The 20694-nt window shown below is 58.9% G+C and carries 14 protein-coding genes; 8 read left to right on the top strand and 6 right to left on the bottom strand.

The window, feature by feature from the left end:
• Positions 1-11: 11 nt before the first annotated feature.
• The 6 genes from AB4N91_RS12485 to AB4N91_RS12460 all read right to left on the bottom strand — a co-directional run bounded on the left by AB4N91_RS12485 (position 12) and on the right by AB4N91_RS12460 (position 9544).
• Entirely contained in the window at positions 12-920 is a 909-nt protein-coding gene (locus tag AB4N91_RS12485) for an amino acid ABC transporter substrate-binding protein (protein WP_083376791.1), read from the bottom strand.
• A gap of 47 nt (positions 921-967) precedes the next feature.
• Positions 968-2308 carry a putrescine-ornithine antiporter gene (gene potE, locus AB4N91_RS12480; protein WP_010460119.1) on the bottom strand — a complete coding sequence of 447 codons (1341 nt, stop codon included), beginning with the start codon at positions 2306-2308 and terminating at the stop codon, positions 968-970.
• Between the two features lie 113 nt (positions 2309-2421).
• Entirely contained in the window at positions 2422-3855 is a 1434-nt protein-coding gene (locus tag AB4N91_RS12475; protein ID WP_010460121.1) for an efflux transporter outer membrane subunit, read from the bottom strand.
• 1 nt (position 3856) lies between these two features.
• Positions 3857-7066: an efflux RND transporter permease subunit gene (locus AB4N91_RS12470; RefSeq protein ID WP_010460123.1), complete on the bottom strand. Its 3210-nt coding sequence runs from the start codon at positions 7064-7066 to the stop codon at positions 3857-3859.
• The gene (locus AB4N91_RS12465; protein ID WP_371857840.1) at positions 7063-8145 is read right to left on the bottom strand and encodes an efflux RND transporter periplasmic adaptor subunit; all 1083 of its coding nucleotides are present in this window, start codon (positions 8143-8145) and stop codon (positions 7063-7065) included. The genes AB4N91_RS12470 and AB4N91_RS12465 overlap by 4 nt, the downstream gene beginning before the upstream one ends.
• 208 nt (positions 8146-8353) lie before the next feature.
• A complete protein-coding gene (locus AB4N91_RS12460) occupies positions 8354-9544 on the bottom strand; it encodes a cation:proton antiporter (protein ID WP_010460127.1) in 1191 nt (396 codons plus the stop codon).
• A gap of 468 nt (positions 9545-10012) precedes the next feature.
• On the opposite strand from AB4N91_RS12460, the gene AB4N91_RS12455 reads away from it, so the two are divergent.
• From AB4N91_RS12455 to AB4N91_RS12420, 8 genes are all read left to right on the top strand, one after another.
• Positions 10013-10456 (top strand): CopD family copper resistance protein, encoded by a 444-nt coding sequence (locus AB4N91_RS12455; RefSeq protein ID WP_083376787.1) that lies wholly within the window; start codon positions 10013-10015, stop codon positions 10454-10456.
• A 116-nt stretch (positions 10457-10572) separates the two neighbouring features.
• Entirely contained in the window at positions 10573-11919 is a 1347-nt protein-coding gene (locus AB4N91_RS12450) for an oxygen-independent coproporphyrinogen III oxidase (protein ID WP_102593711.1), read from the top strand.
• 22 nt (positions 11920-11941) lie between these two features.
• Positions 11942-13330 carry an oxygen-independent coproporphyrinogen III oxidase gene (gene hemN / locus AB4N91_RS12445; protein WP_083376785.1) on the top strand — a complete coding sequence of 463 codons (1389 nt, stop codon included), beginning with the start codon at positions 11942-11944 and terminating at the stop codon, positions 13328-13330.
• Between the two features lie 77 nt (positions 13331-13407).
• Positions 13408-15621 (top strand): transcriptional regulator NosR, encoded by a 2214-nt coding sequence (gene nosR / locus AB4N91_RS12440; protein WP_154911728.1) that lies wholly within the window; start codon positions 13408-13410, stop codon positions 15619-15621.
• Positions 15622-15674: 53 nt separating this feature from the next.
• The gene (nosZ, locus tag AB4N91_RS12435; protein WP_370655154.1) at positions 15675-17597 is read left to right on the top strand and encodes a TAT-dependent nitrous-oxide reductase; all 1923 of its coding nucleotides are present in this window, start codon (positions 15675-15677) and stop codon (positions 17595-17597) included.
• Between the two features lie 27 nt (positions 17598-17624).
• Positions 17625-18914, top strand: coding sequence for a nitrous oxide reductase family maturation protein NosD (locus AB4N91_RS12430; RefSeq protein WP_077748417.1), 1290 nt, complete (start codon positions 17625-17627; stop codon positions 18912-18914).
• Entirely contained in the window at positions 18911-19834 is a 924-nt protein-coding gene (locus AB4N91_RS12425; protein ID WP_010460143.1) for an ABC transporter ATP-binding protein, read from the top strand. The genes AB4N91_RS12430 and AB4N91_RS12425 overlap by 4 nt, the downstream gene beginning before the upstream one ends.
• Positions 19831-20661 (top strand): ABC transporter permease, encoded by an 831-nt coding sequence (locus AB4N91_RS12420; protein WP_460112499.1) that lies wholly within the window; start codon positions 19831-19833, stop codon positions 20659-20661. Before AB4N91_RS12425 ends, AB4N91_RS12420 begins: the two co-directional genes overlap by 4 nt.
• The last annotated feature ends 33 nt before the right edge of the window (positions 20662-20694 follow it).

The following is a 20694-nucleotide window of genomic DNA, read 5'->3' as shown; positions in this document are numbered from 1 at the left end:
AACGGGGTGTGTTATTGCGGCAATGCATAGACCTTGAACAGCTTTTTGGCCGTGTCGTCGGCGCCACCCAGGTATTTGTCGAATGCCTGCTCAATCTCGCCCGAGCGGTACATGTCACTTAGCGCGGTATCGACCAGCAAACGGAAGTCTTCATCGTTTCGATCCACTGCCATTGCAGTCGGTGCGTACTCGAAAATTCGGTCGAGCAAAACCAGATTGCTTGCAGACTTATCCGTGGCGAGAAGATTTTTCAGCACCATGCGTTCAGCGAAGAAGGCATCGGCCTTGCCTTCGGCGACCTGCTTGAGGCCTGCCGCGGTATTTTCGACAGTGACAAGCGTGGCCACGACCCCGAGTAATCGCATCCGCTCACGGATCCATGTCTCGGTGACTCCGCCTGCAATGGCGGCATAGGTCTGGTTGGACAACCCATGGTTGATCGTCGCTCGCCACGTTGGTCCGGTGTTAGCCACCTTGCCAGCAAGCGCATTGAGCAACGGCTGCGGTGCATCCTGACGCACCACTACCGAGAGGCCAGCCGTGTAGACCGGTACTGAGTAGCTCACCCTCTTGCGCCGCTCCAGAGTGGGGGCGGTCGGTGTACAGAGAATGTCGATTTTCCCCGAGCTGACGGCATTTATCTCGTCGGTGGGTGAGACCGACAGGTAGCGTATTTGCAAACCAGGCAGAGCCAATTCGGTCTTGACCTTGTCGGCGATCTTCAGGCACAGATCGATCGCATAACCGCTCGGTATATCGCTTGCCTGGGCGCTAAAAGGGGGGAAGTTCGGCAAGTAGCCGAGGGTGAAGGATTGAGTCGTCCGCACGCGCTCAAGCGTATCGGCACCCGCCAATACCGGCATCAGCGTGAGCAGGCAGACGAGCAGCAGGTTGTTGGCTTTGGACAATTTAACGTTCATATCCTGGTTCCCCGAATTCAGATGGCTGGCAGTCCTGAAGACGACGGTCAAGGGATGTTGGCCTGAGTCTGAGGCGGTGCAGATGGCTCGACAAACCGTTTGGAGAGGAAGCCGTAAAGCAGGTAGCCGAACGCCAGGACAAGGGCGCCGCCGAACACGGCTTCTTTGCCGCAGGCATACAAAGCGTACAAGGAGTAAGCCACGGCAATCAGTAACAGCGCCGTATTGCGGGTGTATACGCCTGCGCTGACTTTGGCTTTGTACATCATGACCAGCAGGCCGGTGGCCGCCGTCACATAGGGGATCAGGTTGGTCACTGCCGCCAGGCTGACGAGTTTTGCAAACTGAGCGCTGGCGTTGGGCGATATGGTCGACAGCGCCATCAAGGTCTGCAATACACCGCAGACAAGCATGCCGACAATGGGCGCGTTCAGCGCGCTGACCTTGCTGAACAGTTTGGGAAACATGCCCTGGTCAGCCGTCATCTTGGCCGTTTGCGCCAGGGTGAACTGCCAGCCCAGCAGCGAACCGACACAAGCCAATACTGCCAGCGCCATGATGATGTTGCCGACTGTCGGGTTGAACATGTGTGCGTAGACGAGCGCGAAAGGGGCCGATGAGTTGGCCAGTTCGGCATTGGGTATGATGCCCTGAATAACGGACGTCGACAGCACGTAAACCACTGCTGCACCGAGCGTGCCGAACAGGCAAGCCAGCGGCACCGTGCGCTTGGGATCGTCCACGGCATCGGAAGCCTGAGCCGCCGACTCCATGCCGAGGAAGGCCCACAGCGTCAGGGGGATCGCTTTGCTGATGGCTTCGGAGATTGGCAGTTCGTTGGGGTTCCATGCGGCAGCCAGCACGTCAGGCTTGAACCAAAACCAACCGATGATGCACAAGCCGGCCACCGGGATGATGACACCCCACACGGTGATCGCACCGATCTTGCCGGTGATGCCGGGGCCGCCAAAGTTGGCCACGGTGGTCAACCAGAGCAAGCCGACCGTTCCGATGAACAATGGAATGGCGCCACTTCCCAGCCACGGCAGGAACGATGTCATGTACCCCACCGCGGAGATGGCGACGGCCACGTTGGCGATGGCCAGCGAAAGGAAGTACAGGTACGAGCAGAGGAAAAACCCAGATTTGGCGTGTGCCTCTTCGGTGTAGGCAGACAACCCTCCTGGACGCGGGCAGAAAATACCGCACTGGGAAAAGCAGTAGGCGATGGACATTGAGCCAATGGCCGTGACGATCCATGACAACAATGAAACGGCCCCGAGTTGCGCCATGCTTGTCGGCAACATGATGATGCCTGAGCCCATCATGTTCACCGTGACCAGTGTGGTGAGCCCCATGAGGCTCATTTTCTTGCTTGAGTCGGCCATCGGAAACTCCTGGATCTGCTCGACGCATTGACCCTGTGCCCGACGCTTGGATACTTGTCGTCGGGCAAGGGCTTAACCTTGGTGTTTTTTTGACCCCATCTGCCTAGCGCTAATCAGGGTGGCTTTTCGCTTGCAGTGACGGTCAGCTTGTCCGCTTCGGTAACCCAGCCTCCGCCAGTAGCCTTATAAACATCGACCATGGCGCTGAACACCGAACCCCGGGTCCGGGTGTAATTCAACTCGGCGTCGAACAAGCTGCGTTCGGCATCCAGTACTTCTATGTAGCTGGTGTATCCGTTGTCGTAGCGCAGGCGCGCAAACCGGGTGTAAGTACGCAACGCCTCGACCTGATTGGCCTGGGACACCATCTGCTCGCGGGATTTGCTCGCTGCCACCAGTGCGTTTTCAACATCCCTGAAAGCCGACTGAATGGTCTTTTGGTAGGCCAGCAAGGTTTGTTGCTGGAACGCCTCGGCTTGCTGGACTTCACCGGCGATGCCACCCGCGGTGAAAATCGGCATGCTCGCGGCGACACCATAGGACCAGGTGGCGGCCGGCCCGGTGAACAAATTCGAGAGTTGATCACTGACTGAGCCCAGTAGCCCGGTCAGGGATATCGTCGGGAAATACAGCGCCTTGGCGGCACCGATGCGGGCATTGGCGGAAATCAGATCCAGCTCGGCCTGACGCAGATCGGGGCGTCGTTCCAATAAGTCCGAAGGCAAGCCGGCAGGCACCAACGGTAGCGTCAGTTGGGCCAGGTCACGCCCGCGCAGAATTGGCCCCGGGTTGCGTCCCAACAGCACGGCCAGGTTGTTCTCCTGCTGTGCAACCTGGGACTCGAATTGCGATACAGAGGCCTGAGTGCGCTGGAACTCGGAAAGGTTTTGCGCCAGTTCCATTTCGGAAATGGTGCCGGCACCAAAGCGCAGTTTGAAAATCTCGTAGGAGTCGCCGCGGGCCTTGGCAGTGGTGCGGGCGATTTCCAGTTCGCGGTCGAGATCGCGAAGCAGGATGTAGCTGGATGCCACCGACGACACCAGGCTCAGAATGACCGTGCGCCGGCCTTCTTCAGAGGCCAGCAGGTCAGCGCGTGCGGATTCATTGAGGCGCCGCAAACGACCCCAGATATCCAGCTCCCAGCTGACACTGAGGGTGGCCTGGTAGTTGTTGTAAATCGGATCGACGTTGGCATCCAAAGGCACCGGGCCGTTGTCGCGTGGCGCCCTGGACCGACTGCCTTGCGCACCGGCGCCGATTTGCGGAAACATCTGCGAGCGCACCACTCCGTAACGGCCCTGGAATTCCTCGACCCGGGCGGCGGCAATCTTGATGTCTTTGTTTTCCGCCAGCGCCGTGCGAATCAGGTCATTGAGCGCCGGATCCTTGAACTGTTCCCACCACAGCGTATTGGACAGGTCATGGGCTTCCTGGTCTGCATAACGGTAGGTTGCCGGAGTGTCCGTGGTCGGACGTTGGTAATCCGGGCCGAGCATGCAGCCCGTCAGGCCCAGGCACACCACGAGGGGTAGATGAAAGGTGCGCATCTCAATCCCCCTCATGTCGGTGTTGCGCAGCGCCGCCGGGAATCTCCCCGGTCGACGTAGACGGCGGTGGTTGAGTGGTCTGCTTGACCGTGCCTTTTTTCTCGGTCAACCGTTCGACCAGGTAGTAAAACAGCGGGATAAAGAAGATTGCGATGACTGTCGCCGCCAGCATCCCGCCAATGACCCCGGTGCCGATGGAGTGGCGACTGTTTTCGGATGCACCGACGGCAATGGCCAGCGGGACGCAGCCAAGAATAAACGCCAGGGATGTCATCACAATCGGGCGCAAGCGCTCCTTGGCGGCGGTCATGGCGGCATCGTAGGCAGACATGCCGCTTTCGCGGTTCAGTACCGCAAACTCGAAAATCAGGATGGCGTTCTTGGCGGCCAGGGCCACCAGCATGGTCAAGCCGATCTGGAAATAAACGTCATTGCTCAACCCACGGATCAGCACAGCCAGCAGCGCACCGAACAATGCAAAGGGCACCGCCAGCAGCACCCCGACAGGCAGTGACCATTTCTCGTATTGAGCCGCCAGGATCAGGAACACCATAATCAGGCCGAAGATGAACACCCGGGACGAGGCTCCGCCGCTTTTTTTCTCCTCGAAGGCTTCACCACTCAAGGCCAGGGCGTAGTCGTTGGTCATGATTTCAGCGCTTATTTCTTCCAGCGCCTTGAGTGCCTGGCCGGAGCTGTAACCGGGGGCTGCGTTGGCGGTGAGTTTGACTGCGGGGAAGTTATTGAAACGGGTCAGCAGGTCGGGACCGGTGACGTAGCGGGTGGTCAGCACGGCTTTGAGCGGCACCATCTCCTGGTTTTTGTTGCGCACGTAGATCTGTTGCAGGTCCTCGGCCTTGAGGCGATAGCTTGGTTCTGCCTGCAGGATCACCTGCCACAGCCGGCTGAATTTGTTGAATTGCGACACATAGAGCGAGCCGAACATGGTTTGCATGGTGCTATAGACTTCTTCCACCGGCACACCCAGCGACTCTGCCTTTTCCCGGTCTACGTCGACCAGCAACTGCCGGGAAAAAACGTTGAAGGTGGAGGTGATGGCGCCGAGTTCGGGGCGCTGCCTGGCTTTGGCGACAAACGTGCCGACCATTTCTGCCAGTTGATTGACGCCGGCATCCCCCTTGCTCTGAATCCATACCTCCATGCCGCCGGTGGTGCCAAGGCCGGGAATGGACGGCGGATTCACCGGCAGAATGATCCCGCCTTGAACGTTGGCAAAAGCATGGACCGCTTTCTGGATGACGGCGGGGGCGCTTTGTTCCTTGATTGTGTCCGAGTCCTTGTAGCGCTCCTCGAAATCCTTGAACCCGACAAAAAAGGCGCCGGCATTGTTCTTGTTCTGGCCGTCGAGCAGGCTGTAACCATTAACGATGGCAACGCCCTCGACGGCCTCGTCGTTCATGAAGAAGTCACTGGCTACTTTGCCCACCTCGCCGGTGCGATCGAGACTGGCGGCATCGGGCATGATCACGGCCCCCAGCAGATACCCCTGATCTTCCGGCGGCAAAAAGGCGCTGGGAATGCGCTGCGCCATGAGCAGAATCAACGCGATCATGCCGGCGAACAGTAACAACGCCATCACGAAGCGCTTGATCATGAAGGCCACCGAGCGCGAGTAGCCCTCGGTCATGCGTTCGAAGCTGTGCTCGAACCAGCGGAAAAAAGCATTTTTTTCGCCGTGTTGGGGTTTGAGCAGCAGGGCCGCCAAGGCAGGCGAAAGTGTCAATGCCACCAGACCGGATATCACCACAGAGATGGCGATGGTGATCGCGAACTGTTTGTAGAGCTGGCCTGTGATCCCGCCCATGAAGGCCACCGGAATGAACACCGCGCACAGCACCAGCACGATGGCCACCACCGGGCCTGCGACTTCATCCATGGCTTTTTTCGCGGCGTCCTTGGGCGTCATCTTGTGGACGTGCATGTTGCGTTCGACGTTCTCGATCACCACGATGGCGTCGTCGACCACGATACCGATGGCCAAGACCATCCCGAACAGCGTCAGCATGTTCACTGAAAAGCCCAATGCCGACATCCCGATGAAGGTGCCGACGATCGACACCGGCACCGCAAGCACCGGGATCAGGGTGGCACGCAGGCTCTGCAGAAAGATGAACACCACGATGACCACCAACACCAGCGCTTCGAAAAAGGTGTATATCACCTCGGAAATCGAGGCGCGGGTAAACGCGGTGGTGTCCATTACGATCTTGTATTCGATGCCCTCGGGGAAGGTCGTCTTCATGTCTGCCAGGGTCTTGGTAACCGCAGCAGACACGTCGAGGGCGTTGGCGCCCGGTTGTTGATACACCGCAATCAGCGTTGCCGGACGGCCCTGATAGGTGCTGCGCAGCGAGTAGTCTTTTTGTCCGAGTTCGGCACGGCCGATGTCCTTGAGACGAACGATTGCCGCCCCTTCGTTGCTGGCGCGCAGAATGATGTTCTCGAACTCTACCGGCTCGGTCAGACGTCCCTTGGTGGTCACGGCAAACGACTGCTCTACCGCCTGGCCGGTGGGCGACTGGCCAACGCGACCGACAGCAAATTGCTGGTTCTGATTGGACACGGCTTTTTGCACGTCTGCCGCAGTGATGCCCAACTGGGCCATCCGGTCGGGCTTGAGCCAGATCCGCATGGCGTAGTCGGGTGTGCCGAAAATACTGGCCTGGTTGGCGCCCGGAATACGCTTGATCGCATCCAGAATGTAGAGGTTGGCGTAGTTGGCCACATAAGTGCTGTCAAAACGATCACCTGCGGAGTACACGGCGAGGACCATCATGAAGGCCGAAGATTTCTTCTGCACCTGAATACCCTGGCTCTGAACCGCGGAGGGCAGTTGCGGCAGGGCCAGGTTGACCCGGTTCTGCACGTCTACCTGGGCAAGGGAAGGGTCGGTGCCAATCTCGAAGAACACATTGAGGGTCATGTTGCCGGTCGCTGAGCTCGACGAGTTCATGTAGATCATGTTGTCGGCGCCGTTGACCTGCTGCTCGATAGGCGCTGCCACATTATTGGCCACGACCTGGGCATCCGCGCCCGGGTAGGTGGCTGACACCGTAATCTGCGGCGGTGTGATATCCGGGTACTGGGCGACCGGCAAACTGACCATCGCCACTGCACCGGCCAAGGTGATGATGATCGAGATAACGGAAGCAAAAATGGGACGATCAATGCAATAGTGAGAGATGCTCATGGGCGACGCCCACTGTCTTGCACCGACGCGGTGGCTGTCGGTTTTGCCGTCGTCTCGGTTGCCGGGGGAGGGGGGGCGATGATATTCAGCGGCCCTCCGGGGGTCACTCTGATCGCACCATCGACCACGATGCGTTCACCGGCTTGCAATCCTTGGGTGATAAACCAGTCATTGCCATGCCAGTCACCCACTTCGACCACCCGTTGCTCGGGCTTGCCCTGTGCATTGATCACCCAGACGAAACGGCTTTTGGCTCCCTCCAGAACGGCCTTCTGCGGCACCGTAATGGCGTTCGGCCTGGAAGCCCCGATGGCCCGCACCCGCACGAACTGTCCGGGTCTGAGTAGGCCTGTCGGGTTGGCAACCACCGCCCGGACCAGAAAGGTCCCGGTATCCTGGCTATAAGAAGGCGCTGCAAAATTCAGGCGGCCACGCTCGGGGACAACGGTGCCGTCGGCCAGGACGACCTCTACGACGAACTCACTGCGCAGGGGAAATATAAGGTGTCCAGACGCAATCTCGTCGCGGAACTTGAGCGTCTCGTTTTCCGAAAGACTGAAGTTGACGTAGATAGGGTCCATCTGTGAAACGGTGGTCAGCAGCCCGGATTCACCCGGCGTGACGTAACTGCCTTCCTGCTTTTTGGCAAAACTTGAAAGGCCGGTGAGGGGCGAGGCTATGGTGGTGTAACTGAGGTTCAACTGTTCGGTTCGAACCGTGCCCTCGGCGGCAAGCACGGCAGCCCGTGTCTGACGCTCATCACCGACAGCATTGTCCAGATCCATCTTGCTGACCGCATTCTGCGCCGCCAAGGGACGGACACGGGCCAGCGTAGCCTTGGCGACTTCCCAGCGTGCCTGTTGTTGAGCCAATTGGCCCTGCGCCGACAGCAATGACGCTTCAAAAGGTTTACGGTCCATCTGGAACAGCGTTTGCCCGGTTTTTACCAAATCGCCTTCGGTGTACAGCCGCTTCTCCAGGAAGCCGGCAACCCGGGCGCGGATCTCAACTTCGCGGGAACTTTGTGTTTGGGCAACGAATTCGAATGTTACCGGGGTGTCGCGGGCGGTGACCGTCATGACCGTCACATCGGGGGCTTGGCGAGCCAGGGTCACGGGCTCTTTGCCGCAACCGACCAGGCTCAAGACCCCGACCATAATGGCAACAGGCAAGCCGACGAGCTGCCTGACAACAATCATGTTTGCGCCCATTCTCACGCTCCCTAAACGCTTAGCCACGCTTTCGTAAAACGCTAACACCCGCAGACCGTGGCATTTCTGACAATAATCAATGAATACGACCGGCCAGCCGCGAGACCCATGGATTGGCGCTCAAGCCGTGCAGCAGCACGCTGAGTAAAACGGTACAGGCAGCGACAGATACCAAGGTGCGACTGGTTTCTAGAGGGTAGTCCAATATCATGACGGCGAAGACGATGCTGGCCAGGCCGCGTGGGCCGAACCAGCCGATGAACAGGCGGGTTTCGAAATCAAAGCCGGTTCCTGTCAGGCTGATCAGCACGGGCACTATGCGAATCACGGTCAGACTAAGCACTGCATACAGGCAGATGTTCAGGGTGAGATTGTTCCAGGCCCAGGGGATCACAATTGCGCCGAATACGACCCACGTGATGACCGACAGCAGGCTGGCGAATTCTTCACTGGCTTCGAGCAGATGATGCTTTTGTTCGGTAAACAAAAAACTGGCGAGCAACCCGCCGACGAACGCGCCGATAAAACCGCTACCGCCCAATGTTTGCGCGGTGGCAAAGCACAAAATGGCGAGCCCCGGCAGTGTCAGTTGCGACCACATGGGGGCTTGCCAATGGTGTTTTGCGGCGTAACGCTGCAACAGCCAGGCAATGAGCGTAAGCGCCACACCACTGATTGCACCGATGCCCAGCTCCTCGATAACCAACTCTACCGCGAGTGAAAGCGGCGACTGCGTCTGCTCTTCGACCAGCAGTGCAAGGAACATCAGCAGCACTGGAACACAGATCCCGTCATTCAGCCCGCTTTCTACGTTCAGTCCTTCACGCACGGGGGCGGGCACCTTGGGATTACTCACCACCGCCTTCCCCAGCGCAGCGTCGGTGGGCGCCAGAAGGGTCGCCAGTATGGCCAGTTCCAATGGCGGTACTTGCGGGAACAGCCAGATACCGACCAGCCAGCCACTGAGCATGGTCAGTGGCAGACCTATCATCAATAAACGCAACGGCAACCCTTCGTGCGCCCTTAAAACCTTGAGGTCAGCATTGGCCGCATCGCTAAAGAGAACAATGGCCAATGTCAGCTCTGCCAGAATCCTGAGGCCGTCCTTGTCAATCCGGGGTTGCAGAATTCCCAGGAACGCAGGGCCAAGAATCAGGCCGGCAAGCATGAACATGAGAGGACCGTTGAGCAGGCGAGATTCGAAGCGCCCCGCAAATATGCTGTAGGTCAGGAGGAAGGCGGCAAGCAGAGCTAAGTTCTGATACATCGCAGACCTGCTTATCCAGGTTGATGTAAAGGCAATGGTGTCATTGCCAGGACGAGGCGCAGCTGAAATCAAAACATCAGGTTAGTCCACATGCTCGGGTTTGACCGGGTCGCCCGACTTCAAACCCAGCTGCGCCCTGACATCGTCGAGACTGGAGAAGCGATAACGCAGGATGAGTTCGTTCGTTGTCGATTCGTCTGATTTAAATCAAGGCAGGGCAACTCGGTACGTCCATTGAAACAAGTATTGCCTTGCCAGCTGACTCAGTGGTGACCCAGGTTTCAGTTTTTTCTCTCGACCAACGATAAGAACGGTCGCTCCTGCACGTTCGATACTGATGGAGTGCGGTGAGTGTGGGTTTTGTGCTTTCTTGATCGATGTCAACCACATGGAGCGGACGGCTCTGTAGTCTCCAGAGATCGACATACCCGTGCGTAACGGGTTGCCTTGACTCAAGGCGACACCTCCATGATCTATCCGCTGATTCTGACGTTGCATCTGTTTGCCGCCCTGATCTTTATCGGCACGGTGTTCTTCGAAGTGCTGTTCCTTGAAAGCATCCGCAAACAGCTACCCACCAGGGTCATGTTGCTGGTGGAGGAAGGCATCGGCCGGCGAGCGCGCTCGCTGATGCCGTGGGTGCTGCTGGTATTGTTCGGTGCGGGGCTCGGCATGGTCTGGCTGCGCTACCTGCCAGTCCTTGCCTCACCATTGGCTTCATCGTTAGGCACATTGCTTGCCTTGAAAGTCGCGGTGGCCGTGAGCGTACTGCTGCACTTCCTGGTGGCCATGTTTTTGTTCAAGCGTGGCCGAATGAGTCCGCGGTACCTGCAGTTCATCCACGGCAGCCTGTTTTGTCACATGGTCGTGATCGTGCTGCTGGCCAAGGGAATGTTTTATCTGACCTGGTGATCGGCTTTGACGGGTAGTCAGTTCTTCCAAGACTTTGCTTGTGCTTGATGCAAATCAAGGCGTATTGATCGTTGAACCCCGACACTGACGATCCGCAGCCAGTGTCGGAGACCTTCATGCTCGATTTCTTTTACAACCCCGGCGAGCTGGTCGCCCGGTGCGATCAGGGCGTGCTCGACCCCAACTGTCATGCCGACACGCAAAAATTCCATGAGGGTATCGGATCACTGGATCTGCTTCGCGCGTTGCGCGTCAGCCGCCAGAAGCGACGTCCGCTGTCCTTGAACGTGCAGCTACCCTCCAGTCTCAAGCTTTCCTTTTGTTCCCCTCGTGACAGCGCCGACGAGCACCAGGTTATTGAGCAGTACCTCCAGCATCTGGAGCAGGAGATCGACCTCGTCGGTTGCCACCTGGATGCGCAGCAACGGGTGGAACAGTTTCATCTGGGCGGCGGAACACTCACCACTGCTCACATAGGGCGGCTAATGAGTCACCTGCGTAGCCGTTTCAACTTTCTCTTACATGATTGCGGCGACTACAGCGTCGAGGTGGACCTCTATCAAACCGATTGGGCGACCATGGGCGTGCTGCGCGACCACGGTTTCAACCATGTCAGTATCGGCGTTCCGGATTTCGACAGCGACTGTGAAAGGTCGGTGGCCTGTTACCAGAACCCGGCGCCGATCCAGTCGCTCATGGACGCGGCGCGGACCTTTGGTTTTCGATCCATCAACGTCGATCTGGGTTTTGGCCATGCCTGGCAGACGCCAGACAGTTTTGCGTTGAAGCTGGCGAGCATTATCAAGCTGGAGCCAGACCGGCTGATGGTGTTCGATTATGCCCGGCCACCACGGCGCTATCGTCCGGTGCCCGGTGACAAAGTCAGAGCGCCGTGCAGCCAGGTCGATAAAGGCGCGATGCGCCAAATCTGCTTTGATCAACTGCTTTGCGCGGGTTATCACTACATCGGTATGGGGCAGTTTGTCCGGCCCGATGATGATTTGGCCGTCGCCCAGGAGCGAGGCCGGTTGCGCCGTACCTGTGAGGGTTTCTCCCGTCACGGCTATTGCGATCATGTTGGATTCGGTTTGGGTGCCATTAGCCAGATCGACGATTTGTACACGCAAAACACCGACGAGATTGAACGCTATCAGCAGCAACTGGACATGCGGCAATTGCCGACGTGTCGAGGCTGGCGCTTCGAGGCGGGAGAGCAAATCAGGCAAATGGTCATGGAGCGACTGGCGTGTGATCTGGAATTGGATATACGCGCCATCGAAAGACGTTATGGGCTGGTTTTTTCCAGGTATTTCTCGTCGGTCTGGCCGTTGCTGGAGCAATTGAGTCGTGAGGGGTTGATTGAGTTGTCGGACCGCTTCATCAGCATTCTCCCTGCCGGTCGGCCGGAAGTGGATGCCATCTGCAACCTGTTTGAAAAGGATGTGGGCGGTGCGAGGTGTTAACCCATTTGCGAGTTGATTGATCATGAAGCCTTCCTTTGATTTCAATCGCGCCCTGGTCGAAAAGTATGACCGCCCGGGGCCGCGCTACACTTCTTACCCAACCGCGCCACAGTTCCATCAGGCCTTTGCCGTTGACGACTATCAGCGTGCCGCCCGCGAGAGCAACCAGGCGAGCGCGTCGAAACCGCTGTCGGTGTATATCCACATTCCGTTTTGCAAAAGTCTTTGTTACTACTGCGCCTGCAACAAAATCATTACCCAGAAAACCCATCGCGCCGTCGAGTACCTTCGGTACCTCAAGCTTGAGATTGCGATGCAGGCGGCCTTGTTCGATAGCACCCGTAAACTCACGCAATTGCACCTGGGCGGCGGCACGCCTACTTATTTAACCAGTGAACAGCTCGCGGACCTGATGGATTGCCTGCACCAGGCGTTCAACATGGATGACAGCGATGACCATGAGTTTTCCATCGAAGTCGACCCGCGCACCATCAGCACCGAGCAGATCCGGTCGCTGCGCCAGTTGGGCTTCAATCGCCTGAGCTTCGGTGTTCAGGATTTCGACCCCGACGTGCAGGCCGCGGTCAATCGCCAGCAAAGTGAAGAGCAGATTTATGCGCTGGTTGCTGCGGCACGCGAGGCGCAATTCAAGTCGATCAGCGTCGATCTGATCTATGGCCTGCCGTTGCAAACCGTGCAGAGTTTCGACGTCACCCTCGGCAAGATCATCGCGCTGCGTCCGGACCGGATTGCCGCCTACAGCTACGCGCATCTGCCGGAAATGGTTCGCGCACAACGGTTGATTCGTCCCGCCGACATGCCGCCGCCGGAGCGCAAGCTGGAATTGCTTGAACTGACCATCCGCCGTCTGACCGCGGCCGGTTACGTCTATATCGGCATGGATCATTTCGCCTTGCCGGACGACGAGCTGTCGCTGGCCCGCGCCAATGGCACCCTGCAGCGTAACTTTCAGGGCTACTCCACCCACGCCGACTGCGACTTGATCGGCCTCGGCGTGTCCTCGATCGGCAAGGTCGGCGACAGCTACAGCCAGAGCGTCAAGGAGCTGTCTCAGTACTACGCGCGTCTGGACCAAGGCCTGCTACCGGTGCATCGCGGTTACCGCTTGAGCGCAGACGACTTGCTGCGCCGCGAAGTGATCAGCGACCTGATGTGCCATGGCCGTATTACGTTTAACCGCTATGAAATGCGTCATGACATTCTCTTCACCGAGTACTTTGCCGACGCCTTGTCCCAACTGGAGGAGCATGTTCGCGACGGACTGCTGCAGATCCACTGCGACGAACTGGTGCTGTTACCACAGGGGCACTTGATGATGCGCAGTGCCGCGATGGCGTTTGACGCCTATCTGGGTAGTGAGCAAAAAGGCCTGTTTTCACGCACGGTTTGAGTCATTGGCGCCTGTCCTCATGGGCTAATTTCTCAAGTTGATTTCAATCAAGGGCAGGGGGCGCAACGCTCCCTAACATGACCGAAAGCCCTTTTGAAATCAGCGAGCCCATGACAATCCATCCGCCTTCGATACACGGCAACCTGCGCGCCTGGGGCGTCGGGCTGGTGGTCATGCTAATGCTGATGCTCGCCACCTTTGAGGCGGTGCAAGCCAAGGAATACGGCGACATCGAGCAGCAGCGCATCGAGAAAACCTTCCCTCAGACCGATTCCGTATCCGCCCCCGAAGGCCGGTTCAAGGTGCGCACGCTGTCCGCCGCCGGCAAGGTGCTCGGCTATGTGTTCCAGAGTCTGGACGTGGTGGACATTCCTGCCTACTCGGGCAAGCCGATCAATACCCAGGTGATCCTCGACACTGCTGGTGCGATTCAGGATGCCTATGTGCTGGAGCACCATGAGCCCATTCTGCTGATCGGCATTCCTGAGGCAAAACTTCACGGCTTCAGTGCCAGGTACAAGGGCATCAAGGTCAGCCAGCGGGTGGTCGTCGGCCATTCCAGCGACCCGAAGGCCGTCACCGTCGATGCGATTGCCGGGGCTACCGTCACGGCGATGGTGGTCAACGAGGTCATCATGCGCGCCGCCCACGACGTGGCCGTATCGCTCAAGCTGATCGAGGACACGGGCGGTGTGGCACGCATGCCTGCCACCGTGCGCCAGGACTTTTTCGAACCCGCCACCTGGGAACAACTCACCGGCAACGGCGCCATCCGCCGCTTGAACCTGACCCGTGGCCAGGTCGACGCCGCCTTCAAGGGCACCGACGCCGAAGGCGTGGAAAACGCCGCCGCCGATCAGGTGGATGAGACCTTTATCGAGCTCTACACCGCCGACCTGAATCCGCCGACCATCGGCCGTGCGCTGCTGGGCGACAATCAATATCGCTTCCTTATGCAGGACCTCAAGCCCGGCGAGCAGGCCATTGTGGTGCTGGGTCGTGGGCTTTTTTCCTATAAAGGCTCGGGGTATGTGCGCGGCGGGATTTTCGATCGGGTGCAATTGCGCCAGTTCGGCAACGTCATCAGTTTTCGCGACATGGACCATCAGCGGCTCTCCGACGTCTTTGCCAAGGGCATGCCGGAATTCACTGAAATGTCGATTTTCATTGTGCGCGAGCCGGCCCGGTTCGACCCGGGATCGCCCTGGTCCCTGGAATTGCTGGTGCGTCGTCAAACCGGGCCGCTCAGTGGCACGTTCAGCAGCTTCGAACTGCCTTATCAACTGCCCGAGCCATACCTTGAGCGGCCACTGCCCAGCGCCGAAGAATTGGCCGCCCTCGAGGAAGCCGGTCGGCCGATGTGGTTGACCATCTGGTACCAGAAATCCTTTCAGATCACCGTGCTCGGCAGCGCATTACTGCTGCTGATGGCGATCCTGTTCCTGCAGGACTCCTTCACGCGTCGGCCACGTTTTCTGCACTGGCTGCGCCGAGGTTACCTGGTCTTTACCGTGGTGTTTCTCGGCTGGTATGCGCTGGGGCAACTGTCGGTGGTCAATGTGCTGACCTTCGCCCATGCGCTGTTCGATCACTTTCGCTGGGAGCTGTTTCTCACCGACCCGCTGATCTTCATGCTCTGGGTCTTCACCGCTGCGAGCATTCTGCTGTGGGGGCGGGGCGTATTCTGCGGCTGGTTGTGCCCGTTCGGTGCGTTGCAGGAGCTGATCAACGAAGCCGCGCGCAAGCTGAGAATCCCCCAATACGAATTGCCTTTCGCGGTGCATGAACGGCTGTGGGCCATCAAATACATCATTTTGCTGCTGCTGTTCGGCCTCTCCCTTGAGTCGATGTCCACCGCCGAATTGTTCGCCGAGGTGGAACCGTTCAAGACCGCTGTCACCCTCAAGTTCGACCGCCAATGGTGGTTCGTCCTCTACGCGGTGGCACTGCTGGTCATCAACCTCTTCACCCGCAAAGTCTATTGCCGCTACATCTGCCCGTTGGGTGCCGCGCTGGCGATTCCGAGCAAATTTCGCCTGTTCGACTGGCTCAAACGCCGCAAGGACTGTGGCACACCCTGCCAGCTGTGCGCCAAGGAGTGCGAGATCCAGGCGATTCATCCCGATGGCCGAATCAATGCCAACGAGTGCCACTACTGCCTCGATTGCCAGATGACTTACCAGAACGACAACAAGTGTCCGCCGCTGATCAACAAGCGCAAGAAGCGCGGCAAACCGGCACCCATCGCTGTGCAACTGATACCTGTCGTGGAAGTGAGCGCTCTGGAATGAACCCCGCGAGCGCCTGTGCGCTGCGACCGTTTTTATCCCTTCAAGGAACACAACTGATGAACGACACAGAATCCAAGAAAACCACTGAAGTGCCGGAATCGACCGGCCTCAGTCGTCGCGGTTTCCTGGGCACCAGTGCGGTAACCGGTGCGGTACTGGCCGGTGCCACGGCCATCGGTGGCGCGGTGTTTACCCGTGAGACCTGGGCGGCAGCGGCCAAGGACGCGCAACTCAAAACCCACGTCGGGCCGGGCGAACTGGACCAGTACTACGGTTTCTGGAGTGGCGGTCATCAGGGGGAAGTGCGGATCATGGGCATTCCGTCGATGCGCGAGCTGTTGCGTGTACCGGTGTTCAACGTCGACTCCGCCACTGGCTGGGGCCTGACCAACGAAAGCAAACGGATCATGGGCGACAGCGCGCATTTCCAGAATGGCGACTGCCACCACCCGCATTTGTCCATGACTGACGGCAAGTACGACGGCAAATACCTGTTCATCAATGACAAGGCCAACAGCCGTGTTGCGCGTATCCGTCTGGACATCATGAAGTGCGACAAGATGCTTACCGTGCCCAATGTGCAGGCCGTTCACGGGCTGCGCCTGCAAAAAGTGCCGCACACAAAATACGTGTTCGCCAATGCCGAATTCGTGATTCCACACCCCAATGACGGCAGCACCTTCGACCTGCAGGACAAGAACAGCTACACGATGTTTAACGCCATCGATGCCGAGAAAATGGAGATGGCCTTCCAGGTCATTGTCGATGGCAACCTGGACAACACCGACGCCGACTACACCGGCAAATACGCGGCGTCCACCTGCTACAACTCGGAGAAGGCCTACGACCTGGGCGGCATGATGCGCAACGAGCGCGACTGGGTGGTGGTGTTTAACATCCCGCGCATCGAAGCGGCGATCAAGGCTGGCAAGTTCATCACCCTGGATGGCTCGAAAGTGCCGGTGGTCGACGGTCGTAAAACCGATGGCAAGGACAGCGCATTCACCCGTTACATCCCGACGCCGAAGAACCCCCACGGCCTCAATACCTCGCCTGATGGCAAATACTTCATTGCCAACGGCAAGCTTTCGCCGACCTGCACCATCATTGCCATCGCCAAGCTTGACGATCTGTTCGACGACAAATTCAAGGACCCGCGCGACGTGGTGGTCGGTGAACCCGAGCTCGGTCTGGGCCCGCTGCACACCACTTACGACGGCCGCGGCAATGCCTATACCACGCTGTTTATCGACAGCCAGGTGGTGAAGTGGAACGTGGAGGAGGCCATTCGCGCGTACACCGGCGAGAAGGTCAACTACATCAAGCAGAAACTCGACGTGCAATACCAGCCAGGCCACAACCATGCGTCGCTGACCGAAACCAGTGAGGCCGACGGCCAATGGCTGATGGTGCTCAGCAAGTTTTCCAAGGATCGCTTCCTGCCGACCGGCCCGCTGCACCCGGAAAACGATCAACTGATCGATATCTCCGGCGAGGAAATGAAACTGGTGCATGACGGCCCGGCCTTCGCCGAACCCCACGACTGCGTCATGGCCCGCCGCGACCAGATCAAGACCAAGAAGATCTGGGACCGCAACGACCCGTTTTTTGCCGAGACGGTGGCGATCGCCGCCAAAGACGGGATCAAGCTGGAGACCGACAACAAGGTCATCCGCGACGGCAACAAAGTCCGCGTCTACATGACCTCGATGGCCCCGGCCTACGGTTTGCCGGAGTTCACCGTCAAACAAGGCAACGAGGTCACGGTGACCATCACCAACATCGACCAGATTGAAGACGTGACCCACGGCTTCGTGATGACCAACCATGGCGTGAGCATGGAAATCAGCCCGCAGCAGACCTCGTCGATCACCTTCATCGCCGACAAGGCCGGCCTGCACTGGTACTACTGCAGCTGGTTCTGCCATGCGCTGCACATGGAAATGGTCGGCCGCATGAAGGTCGAGAAGGCCTGACCGTTGCCCATCGACAGGAGCGAAGCAATGACTGATAGCAAGGGAAACCCGGTGACGGTCATTGCATTTGCGCTCCTGCTGATGTCCGGCAGCGCGCTGGCGGTGCAACCCATCACCTCGTTGCCGCTGCGGGTGGACGCCAATCAACGCTGGCACCTGCCGGTGGGGGAATACCGGGGCTCGTTCAGTGTCGATCAACCGATGCAGATTCTCTGCGAGCCCGGCGCGGTATTTCAGGGGGAGGGGCAGGGCAACGGTGTGATCATCAGCGCGCCGGATGTCGCCATCGAAGGCTGCACCTTTCTAAACTGGGGACACGACCTCACCGCCATGAATGCGGCGGTGTTTATCCAGCCCAAGGCCCATGGTGCGGTGATTAAAGGCAATCGCCTGCAGGGTAAGGGCTTCGGTATCTGGGTCGACGGCACTCAGGATGTGAGCCTGATCGACAACCGCATTCAGGGTGATCCGGCGATGCGTTCGCAAGATCGCGGCAACGGCATTCACCTGTATGCCGTGCATGGCGCCAAGGTCATTGGCAACCAGGTGCGCGACACCCGCGATGGCATCTACATCGACACCTCCAACGGCAACCTGCTGCAGGGCAATACCCTGGAAGACCTGCGCTACGGGGTGCATTACATGTTCGCCAACGATAACCAACTGATCGGCAACACCACCCGCCGCACCCGCACTGGCTACGCCTTGATGCAAAGCCGCAAGCTCACGGTGATCGGCAATCGCTCCGAACAGGACCAGAACTACGGGATCCTGATGAACTACATCACCTATTCAACCTTGCGTGACAACTTCGTCACTGACGTGCGCGACGGCTCGACCGGCGACAGCATGATCAGCGGCGCCGAGGGCAAGGCGCTGTTCATCTACAACTCGCTGTTCAACAGCATCGAACACAACCACTTCGAGCACAGCGCCGTGGGCATCCATCTCACCGCCGGCTCGGAAGACAACCGCATCGCCGACAACGCGTTTGTCGGCAACCAGCGGCAGGTCAAGTACGTCGCCACCCGCTTGCAGGAATGGTCGGTGGATGGCCGTGGTAACTACTGGAGCGATTACCTGGGCTGGGACCGCAACAACGACGGCCTCGGCGATATCGCCTACGAACCCAATGACAACGTCGACCGCCTGCTCTGGCTGTACCCGCAGGTACGACTGTTGATGAACAGCCCCGGCATCGAGTTGCTGCGCTGGGTGCAACGGGCCTTTCCGGTGATGAAATCGCCGGGGGTGCTGGACAGCCATCCGCTGATGAAATCATCCACTCAACCCCTGACCCAGGAGCCCAACTCATGAACGTCATCGACATCGAAGGCGTCAGCCAGCGCTATGGGCATGCCACCGTGTTGCATCAGCTCAACCTCAGCCTGGCGGAAGGTGAAGTGCTGGGTTTGTTCGGTCATAACGGCGCGGGCAAGACCACCAGCATGAAACTGGTGCTGGGCCTGCTCCAGCCCAGCGAAGGGCAGGTCCGGGTGTTCGGTCGCTTGCCCTGCGATCCCCACGTACGACGCCTGCTCGGTTATCTGCCGGAGAACGTGACGTTTTACCCGCAGCTGAGCGGTGTTGAAACCTTGCGCCATTTCGCGCGACTCAAAGGCGCCGCGTCCGCCCAAGTGGACGCACTGCTGGAGGAAGTCGGCCTGGCCGGTGCGGCGCATCGGCGGGTCAAGACCTACTCCAAGGGCATGCGTCAACGGTTGGGGCTGGCGCAGGCGCTACTCGGCGAGCCGCGTTTGTTGCTGCTCGACGAACCAACAGTCGGCCTCGACCCCATCGCCACTCAGGACTTGTATCGGTTGCTCGATCGCCTGCGCAGCCAAGGCACCAGCATCATTCTGTGTTCCCACGTCTTGCCCGGTGTCGAGGCGCACATCAACCGCGCCGCGATTCTGACCCAGGGACGTCTGCTGGCACTGGGGAGTCTACGCAGTTTGCGCGAGGAAGCCGGGTTGCCGACGCTGATTCGCGCCAACGGCCTCAAGCACGCCGGGCCCTTGCAGCAACGCTGGAACAACGCCGGGCACCTCACCGAGCGCTGGGGCGTCGAAGGTCTTGAAGTGGCCGCACTCAATGGCAGCAAGCTCGGGCTGTTGCGCCAGCTGCTCAATGAAGACGAGCCGGCCGACGTGGAAATCCATCAACCGTCGCTGGAAGATATTTACCGCTACTACATGAGCCGGGCCGGTGCGGCGCCAATCGGGGAGGCCGTATGAACGCTGTCTGGAACATGGCCCGCAAGGAATTCAGTGACGGTTTGCGCAATCGCTGGTTGTTGGCAATCAGTGTGTTGTTCGCGGTGCTGGCCATCGGCATCGCCTGGCTGGGCGCCGCGGCCTCCGGGCAGTTGGGTTTCACCTCGGTGCCGGCCACCATCGCCAGCCTCGCCAGTCTGGCGACGTTTTTGATGCCGTTGATTGCGTTGCTGTTGGCCTATGACGCCATCGTCGGCGAGGACGAGAGCGGCACGTTGCTGCTGTTGCTGACGTACCCCTTGGGTCGCGGGCAGATTCTGCTCGGCAAGTTTGTCGGCCACGGGTTGATCCTGGCGCTGGCGACGCTGATCGGTTTCGGCTGCGCCATGCTGGCCATCGCGGTGCTGGTGGACAACGTCGAACTGAGCCTGCTGTTCTGGGCCTTCGGTCGGTTCATGGCGTCGTCGACGTTATTGGGCTGGGGGTTTCTGGGGTTGGCCTATGTGCTGAGCAGTGCGTCGGCCGAAAAATCCACGGCGGCCGGGCTGGCACTGGGCGTGTGGTTCTTCTTCGTGCTGGTGTTCGACCTGGCCCTGCTGGCGCTGTTGGTGCTCAGCGAAGGGCAGTTCAACCCGAAAGTGCTGCCCTGGTTGCTGCTGCTCAATCCCGCTGACATCTATCGCCTGATCAACCTTTCCGGTTTTGAACCCGGTGCCGGCAACACGGGTGTGCTGACGCTTGGCAGCGATTTGCCGATGCCGGGCTCGATGCTCTGGCTATGCCTGTCGCTGTGGGTGGCGGTGCCATTGGGTTCGGCCTGGTTGTTGTTTCGTCGCCGAGCGACATGAATTTTCACTTTGATGGTTTTGGAGTAGTTGACG

Source organism: Pseudomonas sp. H3_D04, from assembly GCF_054669175.1.
This window is presented reverse-complemented; position numbering and strand designations above follow the sequence as displayed.